We start from the raw sequence: 20,331 nt of genomic DNA on the forward strand, positions 1-20,331 counted from the left end.
GGCGTCACCCTGCCTCTGGCGCGGCGGGGGCGGCGTCAAGATACATCATGATATCAAAGTCTTCGGGCATCTCGTCGAGAACCGCCTCGGCCTTGGCCTTGTCGGCCTCGTAATCCTCGGGCTTCCAGATCTGAAAGGTGTCGCCTGCGCCTGCAAAGACCGCCATGTCATCAAGACCGATCTTGTTGCGCAGCTTGGCGGGCAGCACCAGACGGCCGGTTTCGTCTACCGTCATCGGGTGGCTCTGGCGATGAAACAGGGTCTCCATCATCCGCCGGGGCACAGAGCCGCGCGGCAGGGCGTCGATCTTGGCATCGACTTCTTCGATGGCTTCCATCGTATAGCATTCAAGATAATTGCGGCGGTGATCGCCATAGACCACGACAAGCTGCGGGTTCTGACCCGACTGCCAGTCAGGATCACCGGCTTCGAGCACACGACGAAACAGGGCGGGGATGGACACCCTACCCTTCGTATCGACCTTGTGCTCGCTTTCGCCTCTGAACCTGCGGCTCACCTGCCCTGTCCTTTACACACGCTCCCGCGTCACATTCCGTTCCCCAGAAATGAGAAACGGCGGGTTGATCCGCTGCCACCGATCAACCCGCCGCCCTCGTCCCGCCTAGCGGGGGGTGTCCAGCTGCGCGCGCCACCTGGGGGGATGTCTGCTCGCCCGCGCGCCGGATCCTTTGGTCTGATGAAGGCGTATGGCCTGTATGAAACCTGCTTATTTTTAGCTTCGGGGTCGTTTGGTGCCCCTATGGGTGTTCGTCTTCATCCGATGACAAAGGGATGCCATGGGAATTCATGGAAATCAACAGTTTTGTTTGGGAAGTGAGACGCAAACAGCACCAACGAGGGGCAAAATTTGCCCTTGAAAACAAGAGATGCTGCTCTTTTGGCACAACATATAGTGGAAACGGAGCAGCAACACGGACTATTGTGTGGAAGAGAGCGAAGTGAAAATTTATCCCGTAATTTCCCAGATTTTTTCAGTTCTCACGTCGAAACGCCCGATGTTCGCAAATTGTTCCTGACCTGCAAAGAAATTTTCCAAAGAAAGGCCGCGAAAAATCCGGAGTGAAGAGAGCGGCATTCCACTTTGCCCAAGCATGTCCCATGGTTTCCCACGGCTCCATCCCATGATTTCCCAAGAGAGCGATCCTTTTCGTCCGCGCCCGCGCGAACGGTGATCTCCTCCGACAGAACCTCACGCGATCCATACGAAAACACTTTCAGGAATCACCCTTAAAGAAAAGAAAGTGATTCCCCTTTTTCGGAGAATTCGAATCGTCCCAGCGATTCCGGCAGATCGCCAGCTCAGAACCTTACCAAATGACTGACGTCACTCAACGCTACGTAAAGATGACTCATCTGCACAATTTTTACGCGCGTAAAGCCGCTTTGACCGGAATATCGGCACCTTCGAAACATCGCTAACAGTGTTGACCGGTCAACACTTAGCCTATCCATGCATTTGCTGCATGGCAGCATTGAAAAAGGGTGCGGTTGTGCAGGCGCAGCAATTTGCTAAATTGGTTTCAAGTTAAGGCGCTAGCAACAACGGCACCTTAAAAAGAAACAACGGATCAGGTCCTCCTCTCCTCCTCCCTGGAGGGTCTGTATTTAGCGGCGGCATCACTCTCCTCCCCGATGTCGCCGCCTTTTATAACCGGCCTTACGGCCAAAAGATGCACCTGCGACCGCTCCTCCCTGTGTCGTAGGTGATGCAAGAGAGCGGCGACATCATCCTCCTCCCCGATGTCGCCGCCTTTTGACCCCAGGTCTCCGGACCTGACCGGAATTCGTCTGTGGCCGCTCCTCCCTGTGCCGCAGATGATGCAAGAGCGCGGCGACATCATCCTCCTCCCCGATGTCGCCGCCTTTTGATCCCCCGGCAAACCCGGACCGAAATTAGGAATTCGTCTGTGACCGCTCCTCCCTGTGTCGCAGATGATGCAAGAGCGCGGCGACATCATCCTCCTCCCGATGTCGCCGCCTTTTTTTTGCGTCCAAGAATATACTTAGCCTTACATGGTCTATCGTTGGTTAGCATGCCGTTTTAGGCGTGATCTTCGCTAACAATCTGCCTGCTCCCTGCCCTTCCCGGCGGCACGATTGCAGGATCGTGGTGTACGCAAAATGGGCCAAAAACGCCGGGCACCTCCTGTGCACCATCTGTACACCCCCTGTACATCGCGGGTGCAGCCGCGAGCATGTTTCCCATACCGTCCCATTACCGGACATACCTTATGAAAAGCCGGTGCTTCAGCCCTGCGTGCTTGCAAGCCGCAATAAACTGGATGTTGAGCGCGTTTCACGCTAGAGTTGTTAACACCACACTCGCGGCACTTGTTCAGACCGATCAAGGATCGAAACAACATGAAGCGAAAGACCTTATTGGCCGTGGCGGCGATCATGGCCCTGCAATCAACCCTGACCATGCCGCGTGCGGCGCTTGCGCAAGAGGCAAATGCCTGCCCGGTGGATGGCTGCCTTGTCCAGATCACCTCGGTATCTGCGGAAGGTGACGAACTGGCGTTGACCTTCGAGGCGAATTTCGCCCCGGACATGTCGAAGAACCATATTCATGTCTGGTGGGGCGACCGTTTCACCGTACGTCAGGTCAGCAATAACGCCGAAACCGAATATGATCAAAAGCAGGGCGACTGGCACCCGACTGACGCCTATCCGGAATACGTGACGACCGGGGCCGCCTCGGTCAGCCAGCGTGCCGAGACCACGATGCTGTGCGTGTCGGCGGCGGATCGAAACCACGATATTCTCGACCCCGAAGCCTTTATGTGTGTCGACACCGCTGCCTTGTTCTGATCGCTCCTCGGAATGGAACTTCCGGAATACATCGGCAGGTATGTCGTCCGCCGGCAGATCGCGCGCGGCGGGTTTGCCGTGGTGGCGCTTGCCTGGGACGAAGAACTGGCGGCGGAAGTTGCAATCAAGATCCTTCACTACGATGACGAAGACCATGACGGGCTGAAGCAGCGTTTTGTCGAGGAAGCGCGGCTGTTGCGGCGCATCAAGTCTTACAGCCTTGTCAACGTTCACGACGTTGGAAGGCTTGGCGACGGACGACCCTATTTCGTCATGGATTATGCGGACCGTGGAACGCTGACCAACCGGGTTTCCGCGCGTCGGTTGGGCCATGAAGAGGCAACGCGCGGGCTGCCGCCGGATCAGGTTTTGCAGCTTGTCGACGCGCTGAGCGCGGGGCTGGCGGCGATCCACCGCGCCGGGGTGGTGCATCGCGATATCAAGCCGGACAACATCCTTTACCAGTCGATCGGTCCAAGGCCGCGCCCCTCGCCCGTCGGTTCCGAGGCGGAAACCATGGTTTTTTCCGAGCCGCCCCCTGCCTTTCAGGGTCAGGGCGAACGGGTAATCATCGGCGATCTCGGGATTGCGACCGACCTTCTGGGCCATGCGCCATCCTCTCTTATCATGGCGGGCACACCGGCCTATATGGCGCCCGAACAGTACGAAGCCGACGGCGGTGCGACCCCGGCGGCGGATGTCTATTCCGCGACTGCCGTACTTTGGCATGCGATATGCGGGGATCGACCGCCGGAACAATTGGATAGCGGAGACGAGCTGGCGGTGCTGCCCCCGGCCTGGCACGATTTCTTTCAGCGCGGCATGGCGGTAAACCCACAGGACAGGTTCGAGGATATCGACAGCTGGGGGCGCGCCGCGCATGACGCGCTGGCGTTGGTCGCGGCGCATAACCCGGTGGACCGGGGCGATTCGCGCGCGGGACACGCCGATCCGGCCACCAGCGCCGAATGCCCCTACCGGGGGCTCAGCGCGTTTCAGCCGGAAGATGCGAACCGGTTCTTTGGCCGCGAGGAGATCGTCGCCGACCTGATCGCCCGGTTGCAGGCGCAGCCCGTGCTGGTGGTTGGCGGACCGTCCGGCAGCGGCAAGAGCTCTCTTGTGCGGGCGGGGTTGATATCCTCGCTGCGACAGGGGGCCATTCCGGGGAGCGAGAACTGGCGGATCGAGCTGTTCACCCCGGGGCGGGATGCTCTGTCGGGCCTGTATTTCCGGCTGCGCGGTGACGATGGTGCGACGCGGGTGCGGCTGGAGGAATTCATCGCGCACCCCGGGCTTGCCCGCGAGGTGCTGACGGCCACGGCAAGCGAGCCGCTTTTGCTGGTCATCGACCAGTTCGAGGAGCTGTTCACGCTGAATACGCCAGAACAGGCCGCCGCCCTTGTCACGGCGCTGGCCGCGATCACCGAGCCGGTCGAGAACCCGGTGCGGGTGGTCATCACGATCCGGGCGGATTTCTACGAAATGTGCGCCACGATCCCGTGGCTGGCCGAGGCGGTAAGCCGCAATCAGGTGCTGGTCGGGCCGATGACCCCTGCCGATCTGCGCCGGGCGGTGCTCGAACCGGCGCGGCGGGCGGGCTATTATATAGAGCAGCATCTGGTCGATGCGATCGTAAATGACGCGGGCAGCGATGCGGGCGCCCTGCCCCTGCTGTCCCATGCGCTGGTCGAGACATGGATGCGGCGCATGGGATCGACACTGACCCTTGAAGGCTATCAGGCCAGCGGTGGCATGGCGGGTGCGGTGCGGCAGACGGCGGATGCGGTGTTCGACACGGTGTTCACGGATGAGGAACGGCGGGTGGCGAAACGGCTGCTGCTTGGGCTGGTAAGTCCCGGCGAAGGCGGGGCGGACACGCGGCGCATCGTGGCGCGGTCCGAACTGGAGAACGACGCCGACGCCGAGGTGCTTGACCGGGTGATCCGCCGTCTGACCGAAGCCCGCCTGCTGACGGTGGATGACGAGACGGTGCAGATCTCGCATGAGGCGCTGCTCCGGTCATGGCCAACACTGCGGCGCTGGATCGAGACCTCGCGCGCGGATCTGCGCACCCGGCTGCGGATCATCCAGTTGGCCGAGGACTGGATCGAGGGGGAGCGTGACCCGGAGCTGCTGCTACGGGGTGCGCGGCTTGACTATCTGCACGAATGGTTCGTGAAGAACCGCGACAAGACCGGCGCGCTGGAGTGCGAGTTCATCGGCGCGTCGGTCGCTCGGCGCGATGTGGAACACGCAGCGCAGACCCAGCGGCGGGCAAGACGCAGACGCTGGCAGGTTGCGTCGGTCAGCGGGCTGGCGTTGCTGGCGATCGGGGCGACGCTGGCCTCGATCATGGCCTATCAGCAATCGCTACAGGCCCGGCATAACGCCGAACTGGCCGAGGCGGCGAGCGAACAGGCGCAGGAGAGTTTCGCCAGCGCGCTTGGCGCGGCGGCCGCGGGCTATACGCAGGACGACCCGCTGCTGGCACTAAACCTGGCAGCGCAGTCGATCACCCGCTCGACCTCGCCACGAACGACTTTTGACGCGCGGGTGGCCTTGCTTCAGGCGCGGCAGGTGCTGGCAAAGGGCGCACCGGTGCCGCTGGGCGCGCCCGTCGCGGCGGGGGATGCGCTGGCCTTGTCGATGTCGCCGGACGGACGGTTCGTGGTGACCGGCGGACGCGACGGGACGATCCGGATTATCGATACACGCAGCCGCCGCCGCATCGGAACCATGTATGACGCGAGCATCGGCGGCATACAGGACATCCATTTCGCGCCGGACGGTCATTCGTTTGGCGCGGTCGGAGACCGGGGAAAGCTGATGGTCTGGCCCTTTGACGCGGGATTGGCAGGAACGCCCATCACCGTTGGGGAAACCAGCGATGTGCTCTGGCGGCTGGCTTTTGATCCTGTGTCAAAGGTGGTGGCGACCTCGGGCGAGGATGGCAATGTGCGGATCTGGCCGCTTGAGGGCGAAACGCTGGGCCAGAGCCGCGTGCTGGCGCGGCGCAGCGGCGGCGATTTCACCTCGGTCGCCTTTGGGCCACGCGGCGATATGGTGGCCGCCGGAAACGGTCTTGGCGAAATTCGCGCATGGTCTTACCCTTCAGGAAAGGAACTGTTTGCGCCGCTTGCCAGCCTGCATTCGAGCGATATCTGGGAGCTGGCCTTTAGCAGCGACGGCAACCTGCTGGCCACGGCAAGCAGCGATGGCAGCGCCTCGGTCGTTTTGCCCGATACCGGCAAACCCTGGGGTCATGCCTTTGAAAGCGAGGACAAGATCGGCGCGGTTGTCTTTCTGCCCGCTGATCGCGCACTGGTGGCGGGCGGGCCGGATGGCAAGCTGTATTTGCGCGACCTTGGATCGGGCGGGACGGAACTGCGCTCGCCCGCCGGGCATACGCGGCCGATCATCGATATCGCCATTTCACCGGAAGTGCCGATGGCCGCGACGCTGGGCATGGATCAGCAGATACGCCTGTGGCGGCTGGGACCGGTGCCGGCATTATCGAGCGATTTCACCGTAGCTTCGGGCGCAAAGGCGCGCGGCGTTGCGCTTGGCGCGGAGCGGCTTGCCTATGCGGATACCGCCGGGATCGTGACGACCGTTGGTCTGGACCGGAGAGCTTCTCCAATCGCCCGACCCATTCATGACAATCAGGTCTGGGCGCTGGCCTATGCACCGGAAGGCGCTCGGATCGCCAGTGCGGACCGCAACGGGCGGGTCGAGATTTGGGATGCCAATGTGGAGGCGGCGCGGATCAGCCTGCCCGCGCGGGAGGTGCCCGTCTGGTCGCTGACCTTTGATGCGGAAGGTGCCCGTTTGGCGGTAGCTTACGAGGATTCAGTTCGGATTTACGATGTCACCACCGGCGAGGTGACCGCCACATTCGAGCCGCCCGAAGGGGATGTGACCCGCGCGGCGCTGGACCGAGGCTTTCACCGGCTGGCGATGGCCACGACGAGTGGCAAGGCCTTTATCTGGGAGTTGGGCAGTGACAAACGGCCCCTGGCACTGGACGTGACGCCGAATATCGTCTGGTCGGTTTCCTTCAGCGCGGACGGGGCGACGCTGGCGACTGCCGACAGCGACGAAGTGATCGCGATCTGGTCGATGCCCGAGGGCATCCGCCGCGCGAATTTCAGCGGCCATGTGCGCGGGGCGACGGATGTGCTGCTGCTGGGCGACGGCTCGACGGTGGTGGCGAGCGACCGTGGCGGCGGGTTGCATTTCTGGGACCTGACCTATGACAAGGGGATCGGTCAGATCGCGGCAGCCCATGACGGAGCCATCTGGCGGCTTGCGGCCCATCCAGACGGGCGGCGGTTTGCCAGCGCGGGAGATGACGGGGTGGTGCGGCTTTGGGACCTGTTCAGCCTGCAAACGGCCTGCGATCTGAGCCGCGAGGCGCTTGGGTCGCAGCGGCGCGCACAGTACCTTGGCGGGCCGGACGCGCCGGACATGTGCCGCGACGACCATGGCAACAATCGCTGAAGCGCCGCGTCAGAGGTATTTCGTCGGGATCGCGGTGGTGAATTTAAGCTCTTCCATCGAGATCATCGAATTAATTTTACTGAACTCCAGCCGTTCGATCATCTTTTTATATACCATGTCATAGGTAGCGATGTCGGGCACCACCACCTTGAGAATGTAATCGACCGAACCGCTGAGCCGGTAGGCTTCGACAACCTCGGGGATTTCGTCCACGAGGTCGCAGAATTTCTTGAGCCATGACATTTCGTGGCGCGGGGTGCTGACGCCAATGAATACGGTCATCGGCACGTTGGCACGCTCCTGATCGACGAGAACCACGCGGCCCTTGATCAGACCCGCTTCCTCCATCCGCTTGATGCGACGCCAGCAGGGCGTCGCGGAAAGACCGACGGACTCGGCGATCGCGCTGATCACCGTGTCGCTGTCGTTCTGGAGGATGTCGAGAATCTGCTGGTCGATCTCGTCAAAGCTGAGACTCTCGACGGGTTTGCTCCCGGTTTTCCTGAGCTTGCCGTTGCTCATGCGGGGATGAACTCGAGGATGACGCCCGAGGTGTATTCCGGCGCGACGGCAAAGCCCGCATCGGTCGTTGAAACGGGAATCGAGGCGCTGGCCATGCAGGCACGGGCCGCGGCCATGTCCGATACCTTGACGCGCAGGCCGGTGAATGCGCCACGGGGCGTCTGGGCAAGGTCAATGGAAGGGTAGAGTTCCGCCATTTTCGCCTCGCTCATCACCATGAGCGGTGCTGAATCGCTGCCGGTGTCGACCGTATATATGTCGTCCTCTTCGGAGACGCTGCCCTCGGCCCAGAGCTTAGCGAAGCCATCGGCATCCTTTTTCGCATCGTCCGAGATCGCGAGGATTGCGCCCAGGCCGCAGGCGGTGTTGGGATGCACGAGCAGTTCGGGAATCCAAACGGTTTCGGGCGTCTTGTGCTGGCACATGAAGACCGAGCCAAGCGGCACGATATCGGCGTCGAACATGACGGTGGAGAAAGCCGCCGTGCCGGTGCCGCCATCGGGGAGCGGCACGGGGCGTTCAAAACTGCCGAGACCGTGGGTGCCAAGACCAAGCTCGGCAAGATCGCTGGCCGCGCCTTCGGCGGTGTCGATACGGCAGGCAACGGCGTGCAGCCCCTGCCCCTGTTCGGCCAGCGCCTTGCCGCGTTCCGCGTTGCCGGGCGTGGGCCGCAGAAGGCCGAGCAGTTCAAAGTAATCGTCGGGGAACATGATGGTGTAATTGGCCGAGCCCTTGGCCTCGGAATGCAGGCCGCGCGGCGAGAGGTTGAAACCAAGCGCCTCGTATTGCTCGGCGGCCTGATCGAGATCGTTCACCAGGACAAAGCAGTGATCGACGCCTTTGACGGGGTGGGACATGTAGGGCTCCTTGTTGCCGGTTCGTCCGGGTTAATGTGGGGTCAACGGCGCACCGGCGCCAGTACGATTTCGTGAACGGCGACCAAAGGGTTCATCCGGGCCACGTAGAGCGCGGTTTCGGCCATATCCTCGGGCTGGATCATCGCCTTCATGGTCGAGACGTCAAACCCGGGGCGGCGGGTGAGCAGCGGCGTCGCGACCTCTGCCGGGCAGAGTGCGGTGGAGCGGATTCCGTTCACGCCCTCCTGATCGTTCAGGCTGGCGGAGATATCCGAGAGCGCGTGTTTCGACGCGCCATAAGCAACGCCGCCATTGGCGGAGTGAAAGCGGCCAGCCCAGCTTGAGGTGTGGATCATGATGCCGTCCTTTTGGGCGCGCATGATCGGCAGGCAGGCGGCAATGACATTGAGCGCGCCGGTCACGTTCACGTCGAGCAGACGATCCCAACTTTCCCAGTCGAGGTCCGCCCAGCGCCGTTTGGGAATGTTCATACCGGCGTTGTTGCACAGGATCTGGATGCCCTCGCCCCAGTCAGAGACTTGCTGTGCGGCGGAGGCCATGCCGGCCCGGTCGGTCACATCGCCGGGTACGATCAGAGAAGGTGCCTCGTCCGGAAGAGAGGCGGCGACCTCTTCAAGAGATTCCCGGTTGCGTGCGGTCAGGGCAACGCGGTACCCGGCCCCGGCAAAGCCGCGCGCCAGCGCCGCGCCGATTCCGGAACCTGCACCCGTGATCCAAACAGTTTGCAGCATCAGCGTGCCTTTCATGTTGTCATTTGCTGAACATCTATACTATGTTTGATGAATATCATAGTATCACATTCTTATCTGGACTAAAAAGTTAGAATGTGAGTTGACGTAGTTGATGAGCTTCCACAAATTAGGCTTACCCCAGCGGAACCTTGCGATTCCGCAGGTAAGCAACCAACAGGGAACTTGGACATGAAGAAGCGACTATCACGTCTCGGCCTCGCCTTTGTTGGCGCTGCGGCGCTTGGAGCGCCCATCGCTACAAATGCGCAGGAGGTAAAAACCGGTGGCACCGCCATCATTCACATGATCTCGGAACAGCGCACGCTCAACCCTGCGCTGCGCGCGTCGACCGGCGTCTACAACATTTCGGGCAAGATCGTCGAACCGCTGATCGACAAGAGCTATGACGGCTATGAGCCTGTTTTGGCGACGGACTGGTCGAGCTCGGAAGACGGGCTGGCGATCACCGTCAACCTGCGCGAGGGCGTGAAATGGCACGACGGTGAGGATTTCACCTGCGAAGACGTGTCTTTCACCGCTATGAACATGTGGAAGGAACTGCTGAACTATTCCTCGGCGCTTCAGTCCAATCTTGAATCGGTCGACTGCCCCGATCCGCATACGGCCGTTTTCAACTATTCCAAGCCGATGCCGCTTGAGTTGTTCGTCGCGGCGATGCCCGACCTTGGCCACCCGATGCCCAAGCACCTTTACGAAGGCACCGATATCCTCAAGAACGAGCTGAACACAGCGCCCATCGGCACCGGCCCGTTCAAGTTCGTCGAATACGAGCGCGGTCAATACGTGATGGCGGTCAAGAACGAGGATTACTGGCGCGAGGGCTATCCCTATCTGGATCGCATCGTCTGGCGGTTCATCAAGGACAAATCCGCCGCTGCTGCCGCGCTGGAAGCGGGCGAAGTGCATGAGTCCGGGTTCATTGGCGTGTCGATGGCGGATGTTGAGCGTCTGTCGGAAGATGACCGTTTCGACGTCGGCACCAAGGGCTATGAGAATAACGTCGCCCACTCGACCGTCGAGTTCAACCATCGCAACCCGATCCTTGCCGATCTGAAGGTACGTCAGGCGATCTATCACGGGCTGGATATCGATTACGCGATCGACACGATCATGCGCGGCTTTGCCAAGCCCGGCCGTGGTCCGGTGCCGTCGGCGGGTGGTGCGAACTATACCGATGACGTCAAGACCTATGACTATGATCCTGAGCTGGCCAAGGAGATGCTGGACGAAGCCGGTTATCCGGTGAAGGATGACGGGTTCCGTTTCAAGCTGCGCCACCGTCCGGCACCCTGGGGCGAGTACACCCAGCTTTGGGCCGAGTATTTCGCGCAGGCGATGAAGGAAATCGACATCGACGTGGAGATCCTGACCAATGACGCGCCGGGCTTCCTGAACGGCGTCTATCGTGACCACGATTTCGACACGGCGAACGGCTGGCACCAATTCCGTTCGGACCCTGCGGTTTCGACGATGGTCTGGCTGCGGTCGGGTCAGCCCAACGGTACGCCCTGGACCAACCAGTTCGGCTGGCAGAGCGACGAGATGGATCAGATGATCGACGATGCGGCCTCCGAGCTTGACCCGGATAAGCGCGCCGAGATGTATCACGAGATCCAGAAGAAGGCGATGGAAGAGCTGCCGGTGATCTTTGCCATCGAGCATCCCTTTATCTCGGTTACCTCCAAGAAGCTGAAGAACCACCACAACACCCCGCGGTGGAATTCCTCGAGCTGGTACGACCTGTGGCTCGACGAGTGATCTGAAAATCGGGCGGGCCGGATGCGGCCTGCCCACCTCCTCTCTCGAAAGAAGATTGATGAAATTGGCCCTTCCCCCGATCCTGATCTATTCGCTGCGCCGTCTGGCGCAGGCCATACCGGTGATCATCCTGATCATGGTCGGCACCTTCCTTTTGCTTAAACTCGCGCCCGGCGACACGGTCGATGCGCTTGTCGGCGACATGGGCGGGGCGGATGCCCAGTTCATCGAACGGCTACGCGTGGAATACGGGCTGGATCAGCCGGTCTGGGTTCAGCTCTGGCGCTATATGGAAAAGCTGGCGACCTTTGATCTGGGCTGGTCTTTCGTTTACGAACAGCCGGTTGCCACCGTTCTGATGGACCGCCTGGGCACCACGCTCTTGCTGATGGCGACCTCGCTCAGCATCGCCTTTACGGTGGGTGTGGCGCTTGGCGCGATTGCCGCGCGGCGGGCCTATTCGCTGACCGACAACGTGATTTCGACGCTTGGTCTAATCTTTTATGCGACGCCGAGCTTTTTCCTGTCGCTGATGATGATGCTGCTGTTCTCGGTGAAACTCGGCTGGCTGCCGGTGGGCGGGATCAAGACCATCGCCGGGTTCTACACCGGATGGGACCATGTCTGGGACGTGGCCCTGCACCTGATCATGCCGACCGCCGCGCTGTCGCTGATCTACCTCTCCTTTTACCTGCGCCTGATGCGCTCGTCTGTACTGCAGGTGGCCGATCTTGATTTCGTACGTACCGCGCGGGCCAAGGGCGCGGGCGAGACGCGGCTGATGTTCCACCACATCATGCGCAATGCGCTGCTGCCGGTGGTCACCCTGTTCGGCCTGCAATTCTCGACGGTGCTGGGCGGTTCGGTGGTGGTTGAGACCATCTTTACCCTGCCCGGGCTTGGCCAGCTGGCCTATCAGTCCGTCATCCAACGCGACATGAACACGCTGATGGGGATCATCTTCCTCTGCTCGATCATCGTGGTCGTCGTGAATTTCCTGACCGACCTGCTTTACGCACGTCTCGACAGCCGGATCGAACTCGCATGACTGTTCTCGATACAGAACTCCGCCCGCCGGAACCTTCCCGCGGCATCGTTTTTTGGCGGCGCTACCGGCGCAACCGCGCGGCGCTGCTGGGGCTTTTCATCTTTGCCGTCGTCGTGCTGATGGCGCTGACCGCCGGGTTTGTCGATCCGGGCGATCCGCTGCGCCGGGCGGGTGATCCGCTGACCGCGCCTTTCGTGGACATGGCGACGCCGTTGGGGACCGACCAGCTTGGCCGCGATATCCTGTCGGGTCTGTTTTACGGTGCGCGGATCTCGCTTTTGGTGGGCGTGGTGGCGACGCTGGTGGCGATTGCCATCGGGGTGATCATCGGGGCGCTTGCCGGGTACTTTGGCGGTTGGGTCGATGACGTGCTGATGCGCGTGACCGAGGCGTTCCAGACCATCCCCAACTTTGTGCTGCTGCTGACGCTGGTCGCGATCCTTGGCTCCAAGATCGAGTGGATTACGCTGGCTATCGGAATTGTGAGCTGGACGGCCCCTGCCCGCATGGTCCGGGCCGAGTTCATGTCGCTGAGAAACCGCGAGTTCGTGGATGCGGCGCGGAACCTTGGCGTGTCCAATACCTCGCTGATCTTTCGCGAAATCCTGCCCAACGCACTGCCGCCGATCATCGTTTACGCGTCGGTTATCATGGCGCTCTCGATCCTGCTGGAAAGCGCGCTGGCTTTTCTTGGCCTTGGCGACCCGAACTATGCAAGCTGGGGCAACATGATCGGACAGGGCCGCGCCGTGCTGCGTACCGCGTGGTACTGCGCCGCCATTCCCGGGATCGCTATCGTTTTGACCGTGCTGTCATTCTCACTCCTCGGCGAAGGCCTGAACGACGCGCTTAACCCAAGGCAGAAGCAATGATCGAGCAATCCCCCATCCTCGAAATCCGCGACCTGAAGATCGCCCTGCCCGAAGGCTCCGACCGCCCCTTTGCGCTGGACGGGCTGAACCTGACCGTGAAACCGGGCGAGATCGTCTGCATGGTTGGTGAATCCGGGTCGGGTAAATCCCTGTCGGCCGGGGCGATCATGCGCCTGCTGCCGGAGCCGCATGTGCATGTGGCGGGCGGGTCGATCAACTTTCTGGGCGAGGATATCCTTGCCAAAACCGACCGCGAGATGAAGCAGATCCGGGGCAACCGGATTTCGATGATCTTTCAGGAACCGATGACGGCACTGAACCCGCAGAAGACCGTTGGCTGGCAGATCGACGAGGTGCTGAAGCTGCATATGGAAGGCAACCGGGCCGCGCGGCGCAAGCACGCCATCGAGATGCTGAACCGGGTGCATATTCCCGATCCGGAGTCGGCCTATAACGCCTATCCGCACCAGATTTCCGGCGGCCAGCGGCAGCGGGTAATGATCGCGATGGCGCTGTCGCTGTCACCCAAGCTGGTGATCGCGGACGAGCCGACCACCGCGCTGGACGTGACGACGCAGTTGCAGATCCTCAAGCTGATCCGCGAGTTGCAGCAAGAGGACGGCGCGGGCGTGCTGTTCATCACCCATGACTTCGGCGTCGTGGCCGAGATCGCCGATCATGTGATCGTGCTGAGGCAGGGCGAGGTTGTCGAACAGGGCGCGGCGGATCAGGTGCTGAACCATCCGCAGCACCCTTATACGCAGGCTCTGATCGCCTCGGTTCCCGATCTGGCACCGCCACCGCCGAAACCGGTGAGCACCCTGCCCGTCGTTCTGAAAGGCACCGGGCTGAAAAAGACCTTTGCTGCCAAGGGCGGATTGCTTTCGGGCAAGCGCAAGGCGGTGATCGCGGTGAAAGACCTGAGCTTTGAGCTGCATCAGGGCGAAACGCTGGGTGTCGTGGGTGAATCCGGGTCGGGCAAGACCACGGTGTCACGGCTGGTGACCCGACTGCTTGAGGCCGACGCGGGGGCTGTCGATGTGGACGGCAAGGACCTGCTGGCCTGTTCGCCCTCGGAGCTGCGGGGGATGCGCAAACATATCCAGATGGTGTTTCAGGACCCGATGGCCTCGCTCAACCCGCGCAAACGGGTGGTCGACCTGATCGCTCAGGGTCCTATCGTGCATGGTGAGGACCCGGAAAAGGCGCGTGCCCGGGCGCGGGAATTGCTTGAGCTGGTGGAACTCTCCCCCGCCGCCGCGAACCGGTTTCCGCATGAATTCTCGGGCGGTCAGCGCCAGCGGATCGGGATTGCCCGGGCGCTTGCGATGGAGCCCAAGGTGATTGTCGCGGATGAACCGGTTTCCGCGCTGGACGTAAGCGTGCAGGCGCAGGTTCTCAAACTGCTGGCCGATCTGCGCGACCGGATGAACCTGTCGCTGTTGTTCGTGACCCATGACCTGCGGGTCGCGGCGCAGCTGTGCGACTGTATCATCGTCATGCAAAAAGGCGAGATCGTCGAAGCGGGCGTGACCGCCGAGGTCTTTGCCGATCCGAAACACCCCTATACCCGCAACCTGCTTTCTTCGATTCCGGGGCGTCACTGGACGCCGCCGGTGCGCAACACCGATGCTGCCTGAGGTTTGAAAATGTCTATCCAGTTCAACGATATCCGCAGCGCCATCATTGGCGAGGGGTCGGTGATCCCCGGCCCCTTCGGGCCACGCTCGCTGCTTTATGCAGATTATGTCGCCTCGGGGCGGTCGCTGTCCTTTATCGAGGATGCGATCCGCCGCCACGTGCTGCCCTATTATGGGAACACCCATACCGAAACCTCTTTTACCGGGCGGCGCTCGACGCAGCTTCGGGAGCTGGCGCGGGAAAGTGTGCGCAAGGCAGTGGACGCGGACGCGGATCACGCGGTGATATTTGTCGGCTCGGGCGCGACCGGTGCCTCGGACAAGCTGATGCGGGCGCTTTCGTTGCGCGGTCTGGGGGCCGAAGCGGTGATATTCGTCGGTCCGTACGAACATCATTCCAACGATCTGCCGTGGCGCGAAAGTGGGGCGAAAGTGGTGCGTGTGCCGCTGAATGCAAAGGGCAGCATTTGCCTTGAGACGCTTGAGGCTGAACTGGCCGCGCATGAGGATGCGCCGGTCAAAGTTGGTGCCTTTTCGGCCGCGTCCAATGTGACGGGGGTGCGCACCGATCTGCGCGCCATCGCCAATCTGCTGCATCGGCACGGTGCCTATTGCGTGGCGGATTTTGCCGCTGCCGCACCCTATCTGCCTGTGCGGCTGGCAGAAACCGCGCCCGGTGCGGGCGACCGGATCGACGCCGCGTTTATCTCGCCCCATAAGTATCCGGGCGGTCCGGGGGCTTCGGGCATCCTGATCGCGGACCGGACCTTGCTCGACACCACGCGCCCCACGGTCGCGGGCGGCGGCACGGTGTCTTATGTGACGGCGACGGATCATAACTATGTTACCAACCCCGAGCGGCGCGAAGAGGCGGGCACACCCTCGATCGTGGAAAACATCCGCGCGGGGATGGTTTTGCAGCTCAAGCGCGACATGGACGAGGCCGAGGTTGAAAAGCGCGAAATGGCGCGGACGGCGCAGCTGAACAAAGCGCTGCGGGCGATACCGGGTGTCGAATTGCTTGGCCCCGAAGACGTGCCGCGGATCGGGATCTTTTCCTTCAACATCCGGGTGCGCGGCAAGCTGTTGCATCACAACTACGTGGTGGCCCTGTTGAACGATTTGTTCGGCATTCAGGCGCGCGGCGGTTGTTCCTGCGCGGGGCCTTATGGGCACGAGTTGCTGCATATCGATGAGATGACCACGCGACGGCACGAAGAGGCGGTGAGCCTTGGCCATTCCGCCTTTCGCCCGGGCTGGGCGCGGCTTGGGGTCAACTGGTTCTTTGCCGAGGAAGACGTGGATCGGATCGCTGCCGCGATCGGCTTTGTCGCGGAACACGGGCTGGCGATGCTGCCCTATTACCGGCTGGATGTGGGCAATGGTGTCTGGCGGGCGCAGCGTCCGATTGACGACGAAGGGCCGGCCTCACTGAGCGAGCTGTGGTCCGGCCCCTGCCCGGATGACACCGAGGCACCAGATTTCGAAACCTGTCTGGCCGAGGCCAAGGCGCTGGCCGCGAAGGGGTGCGAATTGTCCCTGCCCGGCTGCCCGGAACTGCTGGCCGATGAAGAGGCGCTGCGCTGGTTCTGGCTGCCGCATGAGATCGACCGCAACGTGGTTGCACCGGGAAAGGTCGCGTAATGGAAGCCGTGGAATTTCCCCCGTCGCTTTGGGCGGCAACTGCGCCTGAACGAAAACTTGCAGCGCCGCTGACCGGCAGTGCCGAGACCGACATCGCCATTATCGGCGGCGGTTTCACCGGGTTGTCGGCGGCGATTGAGGCCGCGCGTCAGGGCAAGAGCGTTGCCGTGCTTGAAGGCAAGGCCGTCGGCTGGGGCGCGTCGGGGCGCAACAACGGTCAGGTGATCCCGATCCTGACCTCGGCTGAACCGGACGCATGGGTCAAACGCTACGGCGCGGCAGGCGAACGCATGGTCGGGCTGATCGGCAATTCGGCCAATATCCTCTTTGACCTCGTCCGCGAGTTCGACATGCAGGCCGAGGCGGAACAGAGTGGCTGGTTCCAGCCCGCGCACAGCCCCGGTCGGGTCAAACTTTCGCAGATGCGGGTGGATGCGTGGCGGCGCTTCGGGTTTCCGGCCGAGCTGAAATCGGCAGAGGAAACCCGCGAGATACTGGGGACCGATTTCTGGTATGGCGGGATGTATAACCCGACCGGCGGGCATATAAATCCGCTGGCGCTGGCACGCGGCATGGCCAAGGCGGCCGAGGACTTGGGCGCGGTGATCCATGAACTGTCGCCCGTCACGAGCTACAAGCGCGAGGGGTCCCAATGGGTGATCCGCACGCCCGAAGGCACGCTGAAGGCGCGCGCGCTGATCCTGGCCACCAATGCCTATACCGGAGAGCTGATCCCGTCGCTGGCGCCGAGGCTGGCGAAATCGATCGTGCCGGTGCTGAGCTGGCAGATGTCGACGGAACCGCTTGGCGATAACCTGCGATCCAAGATCCTGCCGGGGCGGCAGGCGGTGTCGGATACGCGCGGCGATCTGCGGTTCTTCCGCTATGATGCGCGCAACCGGCTGATCACCGGCGGGGCGGTGATGGGCAGCTATGACATCGCCAACCGCGTGCGCCGCAAGGCCGCGCAGAGCCTTGCCGAAGCCTTTCCCGATCTGGGCGTGCCGGAGATGACCCATGTCTGGTCGGGTTATATCGGCATGAACTGGGACCGCTTCCCCCGCGTGCACCGGCTTGGCCCGGATGGCTGGGCGTGGATCGGCTGCAACGGGCGCGGCGTCGCACTTGGCACCGCGCTGGGTCGGGAACTTGCCCGCGCCGCGAGCGGCATAGACGAGAACGAACTGGCCCTGCCCGTGAGCGAGCCGAAACCCTTTCCGGTCCATACCGCCGTGCGGCGGCTGGCCCCAACCTATCTGGCCTGGCTGAAACGCAAGGACCTGAGCGAACCGAAATTGTGAGGACATGACCCAATGAGCGCGACAGAAACGATTCCCGAAGGCATGGAGATCAACGACCTTCCGATCCTGCTGCGCCGCAAGATCGAGGCGATGATCCTGAAACACGTGCTGGATGTCATCACCGAGCGTACCAGCCGCGAAGAAGGCGAAGCGGTGATCGGCGAGACCTGTTCTCGTTCGGCCATCGAGCAGGGGCAGCAACTGGCCGAGGCTTTGGGCCACGCGCCCGACCTGACCGATTTTGCCGAGATTCAGCCGAACTGGACCCGTGAAGACGCGCTGCGGATTGATATGCTGGAAGCCACCGAAGAAAAGATGGATTTCAACGTCACCCGCTGCCGGTATTCGGAAATGTACAAGGAGATGGGGCTGGGCGATATCGGCCACCTGCTGTCGTGCAACCGCGATGGCGACTTCTGCATCGGCTACAACCCGGACATCGAGCTGACGCGCACGCAGACCATCATGAAGGGCGCGAGCCACTGCGATTTCCGTTACCGCATGAAAAAGAAGGAAGCCTGAAGCATGGCCGTTGAAAACTGGGTTGCGAAAGAACTGGAATCCCTCACCGAATTCCGCCGCGACCTGCACCAGAACCCGGAACTTCTTTATGACGTGACGCGCACTGCCGCGACCGTGGCTGAGGCGCTACGTGCGGCTGGCGTGGACGAGGTGGTCGAAGGGATCGGGCGCACCGGCGTGGTGGGTGTGATCCACGGGCAGAGCAATACATCTGGCCGCACCATTGGCCTGCGCGCCGACATGGATGCGCTGCCGATCCACGAGGATACCGGCAAACCATGGGCCTCGAAGGTCGAGGGCAAGATGCATGCCTGCGGTCACGACGGCCATACCACGATGCTGCTGGGCGCGGCCCGTCAGCTGGTCGAAAGCCGTGCCTTTGACGGGACGGTCATCGTGATTTTCCAGCCCGCCGAAGAAGGTGGCGCAGGGGCCAAGGCGATGATCGATGACGGGTTGTTCACCCGCTGGCCCTGCAACGAAGTCTACGGGATGCACAACCGCCCCAACCTGCCGGTTGGCGAGTTCACCATCGCCTCGGGGCCGATCATGGGGTCGGTGGACGAGGTGCGGATTTCCATCGAGGGGCGTGGCGGCCACGCGGCGCGGCCCGACGAGACAATTGACCCGCTACCGATTGCCTCGGCGATCATTCAGGCGGTGCAGACGATCACCTCGCGGACGGTCGATCCGATGGACAACGCGGTGGTATCGCTCTGCACGATCCACGCGGGCAATGCGTTCAACGTGATCCCGCAGACGCTTGAGATCACCGGCACCGTGCGTACCCTCCGCGAGGAGGTGCGCAGCCATATCGAGGCGCAGCTGTCGGCGATTGTTCCGAATATCGCGGCAGGCTACGGGGCGACGGGAACGCTGGAGTATATCCGCATGTACCCGGTAACGGTGAACCATGAGCGCGAAACCATGCTGGCCGCTGCCGCCGCACAGGAAGTGGCGGGCGAGAGCAAGGTGTCGCTCGACATGCCGCCGGTCTTGGGGGGCGAGGATTTCTCCTTCATGCTCAACGAAGTGCCGGGGGCGATGATCAATGTCGGCAATGGCCCCTCGGCGGGGCTGCACCACCCGAAATACGATTTCAACGACGATGTGATTTCGTGGGGATGTTCCTACTGGACGACGCTTGTGCGACAGCGCCTGCCGCTGGGCTGAGAATGGCGAAAGGCCGGTCCCTGGGGGCCGGCCTTTTTCCTTGGTGTGCCCCGGCGCGAGCCTTTGGCGGCTTTCGTCGATCTGTGGACTAGACCTTGCTGATGGAATTACCGCCATCGGCCAGCATGGCGCTGCCGGTAACGAAAGAGGCGTGATCCGAAAGCAGGAACATGGCGGCCCGCGCGATTTCCTCAGGCTCGGCCATGCGCTTCAGCGCGTGGAGGCCTTTCACGAAATCATGAAACGCCTCGTCGTCGCCTGCCATTGGTGTACGGGTGCCGCCCGGCAGCAGGGCGTTGACGCGGATGTTTTCGGCGCCGTGTTCGGCGGCGAGCACCTGCGTCAGGCCGATCAGCCCGGCCTTGGCGGCGGCATAGGCGGCCATGCCCGGCAGGCCGACAGTGTGCCCGACGAAGGACGAGGTAAAGACGATGGCACCGCCACCCTGCGCCTGCAGGGCTGGGATCTGGGCTTTGGCCGCGTGGAAGGCGCTGGTCAGGTTGACCTCGATAACCTCGTTCCATGTCTCTTCGGTCATCGCGGGGACCGGCCCCATCTCGCCGACGACACCGGCGTTGTTGAAGGCCGCGTCGAGCCCGCCGAACTGCGAATGGGCGAGGTCTACGAGCTCGGCCGCGTAGCCCGCGGTGCGGACATCGCCGGGGAGGTAGGCTGCCCCGCCGCCTGAGGCGCAGATCTCCTTGGTGAGGGATTCGAGAAGATCGCCGCGACGCGCCGCGAGGACCAGGGAGGCGCCGTTGGCCGCGAAGAGCTTTGCTGCGGCCGCTCCGATGCCGCTGCTGGCGCCGGTAATTATGATGGTCTTGTCCGAGAGCATGTGCCGTTCTCCAGTTGTTCTGAACTAGCGGCATTCTGCGTCGCGGCGGCG

15 protein-coding genes are annotated in these 20,331 nt (G+C 62.3%); 10 read left to right on the forward strand and 5 right to left on the reverse strand.

Features of this window, described 5'->3' with window-relative positions; all coding sequences use genetic code 11:
* Window positions 1–4 precede the first annotated feature (4 nt).
* On the reverse strand, window positions 5–517 hold the full coding sequence (mraZ, locus tag MF268_RS02495) for a division/cell wall cluster transcriptional repressor MraZ (RefSeq protein ID WP_238369322.1): 513 nt from the start codon (window positions 515–517) through the stop codon (window positions 5–7).
* Between the two features lie 1,865 nt (window positions 518–2,382).
* On the opposite strand from mraZ, the gene MF268_RS02500 reads away from it, so the two are divergent.
* Together MF268_RS02500 and MF268_RS02505 are read left to right on the forward strand one after the other, a co-directional pair.
* Window positions 2,383–2,832 (forward strand): hypothetical protein, encoded by a 450-nt coding sequence (locus MF268_RS02500; protein WP_238369323.1) that lies wholly within the window; start codon window positions 2,383–2,385, stop codon window positions 2,830–2,832.
* A 12-nt stretch (window positions 2,833–2,844) separates the two neighbouring features.
* Window positions 2,845–7,332 carry a WD40 repeat domain-containing serine/threonine protein kinase gene (locus tag MF268_RS02505; protein WP_238369324.1) on the forward strand — a complete coding sequence of 1,496 codons (4,488 nt, stop codon included), beginning with the start codon at window positions 2,845–2,847 and terminating at the stop codon, window positions 7,330–7,332.
* 9 nt (window positions 7,333–7,341) lie between these two features.
* Here MF268_RS02505 and MF268_RS02510 read toward each other — a convergent pair whose 3' ends face one another.
* The 3 genes from MF268_RS02510 to MF268_RS02520 are packed head-to-tail and all read right to left on the reverse strand — an operon-like array spanning window position 7,342 to window position 9,463.
* Window positions 7,342–7,854, reverse strand: a complete 513-nt coding sequence (locus MF268_RS02510) for an Lrp/AsnC family transcriptional regulator (protein ID WP_088633354.1) — start codon at window positions 7,852–7,854, stop codon at window positions 7,342–7,344.
* Window positions 7,851–8,711 (reverse strand): VOC family protein, encoded by an 861-nt coding sequence (locus tag MF268_RS02515; RefSeq protein ID WP_238369325.1) that lies wholly within the window; start codon window positions 8,709–8,711, stop codon window positions 7,851–7,853. Before MF268_RS02515 ends, MF268_RS02510 begins: the two co-directional genes overlap by 4 nt.
* A gap of 41 nt (window positions 8,712–8,752) precedes the next feature.
* Complete coding sequence (locus tag MF268_RS02520; RefSeq protein WP_238369326.1) at window positions 8,753–9,463, reverse strand: SDR family oxidoreductase; 711 nt, start codon at window positions 9,461–9,463, stop codon at window positions 8,753–8,755.
* A 189-nt stretch (window positions 9,464–9,652) separates the two neighbouring features.
* Here MF268_RS02520 and MF268_RS02525 point away from each other — a divergent pair, with 189 nt between their 5' ends.
* Genes MF268_RS02525 through MF268_RS02560 form a run of 8 tightly spaced genes read left to right on the forward strand, consistent with a single transcriptional unit; the run spans window position 9,653 to window position 19,442 of the window.
* Window positions 9,653–11,242, forward strand: coding sequence for an ABC transporter substrate-binding protein (locus tag MF268_RS02525; RefSeq protein WP_238369327.1), 1,590 nt, complete (start codon window positions 9,653–9,655; stop codon window positions 11,240–11,242).
* A gap of 58 nt (window positions 11,243–11,300) precedes the next feature.
* Window positions 11,301–12,290 carry an ABC transporter permease gene (locus MF268_RS02530; RefSeq protein ID WP_238369328.1) on the forward strand — a complete coding sequence of 330 codons (990 nt, stop codon included), beginning with the start codon at window positions 11,301–11,303 and terminating at the stop codon, window positions 12,288–12,290.
* Window positions 12,287–13,162: an ABC transporter permease gene (locus MF268_RS02535; protein ID WP_238369329.1), complete on the forward strand. Its 876-nt coding sequence runs from the start codon at window positions 12,287–12,289 to the stop codon at window positions 13,160–13,162. The genes MF268_RS02530 and MF268_RS02535 overlap by 4 nt, the downstream gene beginning before the upstream one ends.
* The gene (locus tag MF268_RS02540) at window positions 13,159–14,802 is read left to right on the forward strand and encodes an ABC transporter ATP-binding protein (protein WP_238369330.1); all 1,644 of its coding nucleotides are present in this window, start codon (window positions 13,159–13,161) and stop codon (window positions 14,800–14,802) included. The genes MF268_RS02535 and MF268_RS02540 overlap by 4 nt, the downstream gene beginning before the upstream one ends.
* A 9-nt stretch (window positions 14,803–14,811) precedes the next feature.
* Window positions 14,812–16,446, forward strand: coding sequence for an aminotransferase class V-fold PLP-dependent enzyme (locus MF268_RS02545; RefSeq protein WP_238369331.1), 1,635 nt, complete (start codon window positions 14,812–14,814; stop codon window positions 16,444–16,446).
* Window positions 16,446–17,747 carry an NAD(P)/FAD-dependent oxidoreductase gene (locus tag MF268_RS02550; protein ID WP_238369332.1) on the forward strand — a complete coding sequence of 434 codons (1,302 nt, stop codon included), beginning with the start codon at window positions 16,446–16,448 and terminating at the stop codon, window positions 17,745–17,747. Before MF268_RS02545 ends, MF268_RS02550 begins: the two co-directional genes overlap by 1 nt.
* 12 nt (window positions 17,748–17,759) lie before the next feature.
* Window positions 17,760–18,269 (forward strand): L-2-amino-thiazoline-4-carboxylic acid hydrolase, encoded by a 510-nt coding sequence (locus MF268_RS02555; protein ID WP_238369333.1) that lies wholly within the window; start codon window positions 17,760–17,762, stop codon window positions 18,267–18,269.
* A gap of 3 nt (window positions 18,270–18,272) precedes the next feature.
* The gene (locus MF268_RS02560) at window positions 18,273–19,442 is read left to right on the forward strand and encodes a M20 aminoacylase family protein (protein WP_238369334.1); all 1,170 of its coding nucleotides are present in this window, start codon (window positions 18,273–18,275) and stop codon (window positions 19,440–19,442) included.
* Between the two features lie 88 nt (window positions 19,443–19,530).
* Here MF268_RS02560 and MF268_RS02565 read toward each other — a convergent pair whose 3' ends face one another.
* Complete coding sequence (locus tag MF268_RS02565; protein ID WP_238369335.1) at window positions 19,531–20,280, reverse strand: SDR family oxidoreductase; 750 nt, start codon at window positions 20,278–20,280, stop codon at window positions 19,531–19,533.
* Between the last annotated feature and the right edge of the window lie 51 nt (window positions 20,281–20,331).

It is taken from the genome of Heliomarina baculiformis (assembly GCF_019966545.1).
GTDB lineage: Bacteria > Pseudomonadota > Alphaproteobacteria > Rhodobacterales > Rhodobacteraceae > Heliomarina > Heliomarina baculiformis.

Excerpts from the sequence above, each read along its gene's own strand:
- MF268_RS02555 (WP_238369333.1), top strand. The coding sequence starts at position 17,760 with ATGAGCGCGACAGAAACGATTCCCGAAGGCATGGAGATCAACGACCTT.
- MF268_RS02530 (WP_238369328.1), top strand. The coding sequence starts at position 11,301 with ATGAAATTGGCCCTTCCCCCGATCCTGATCTATTCGCTGCGCCGTCTG.
- MF268_RS02565 (WP_238369335.1), bottom strand. The coding sequence starts at position 20,280 with ATGCTCTCGGACAAGACCATCATAATTACCGGCGCCAGCAGCGGCATC.
- MF268_RS02540 (WP_238369330.1), top strand. The coding sequence starts at position 13,159 with ATGATCGAGCAATCCCCCATCCTCGAAATCCGCGACCTGAAGATCGCC.
- MF268_RS02510 (WP_088633354.1), bottom strand. The coding sequence starts at position 7,854 with ATGAGCAACGGCAAGCTCAGGAAAACCGGGAGCAAACCCGTCGAGAGT.
- MF268_RS02515 (WP_238369325.1), bottom strand. The coding sequence starts at position 8,711 with ATGTCCCACCCCGTCAAAGGCGTCGATCACTGCTTTGTCCTGGTGAAC.
- MF268_RS02525 (WP_238369327.1), top strand. The coding sequence starts at position 9,653 with ATGAAGAAGCGACTATCACGTCTCGGCCTCGCCTTTGTTGGCGCTGCG.
- MF268_RS02550 (WP_238369332.1), top strand. The coding sequence starts at position 16,446 with ATGGAAGCCGTGGAATTTCCCCCGTCGCTTTGGGCGGCAACTGCGCCT.
- MF268_RS02505 (WP_238369324.1), top strand. The coding sequence starts at position 2,845 with ATGGAACTTCCGGAATACATCGGCAGGTATGTCGTCCGCCGGCAGATC.
- MF268_RS02500 (WP_238369323.1), top strand. The coding sequence starts at position 2,383 with ATGAAGCGAAAGACCTTATTGGCCGTGGCGGCGATCATGGCCCTGCAA.
- MF268_RS02545 (WP_238369331.1), top strand. The coding sequence starts at position 14,812 with ATGTCTATCCAGTTCAACGATATCCGCAGCGCCATCATTGGCGAGGGG.
- MF268_RS02560 (WP_238369334.1), top strand. The coding sequence starts at position 18,273 with ATGGCCGTTGAAAACTGGGTTGCGAAAGAACTGGAATCCCTCACCGAA.
- MF268_RS02535 (WP_238369329.1), top strand. The coding sequence starts at position 12,287 with ATGACTGTTCTCGATACAGAACTCCGCCCGCCGGAACCTTCCCGCGGC.
- MF268_RS02520 (WP_238369326.1), bottom strand. The coding sequence starts at position 9,463 with ATGCTGCAAACTGTTTGGATCACGGGTGCAGGTTCCGGAATCGGCGCG.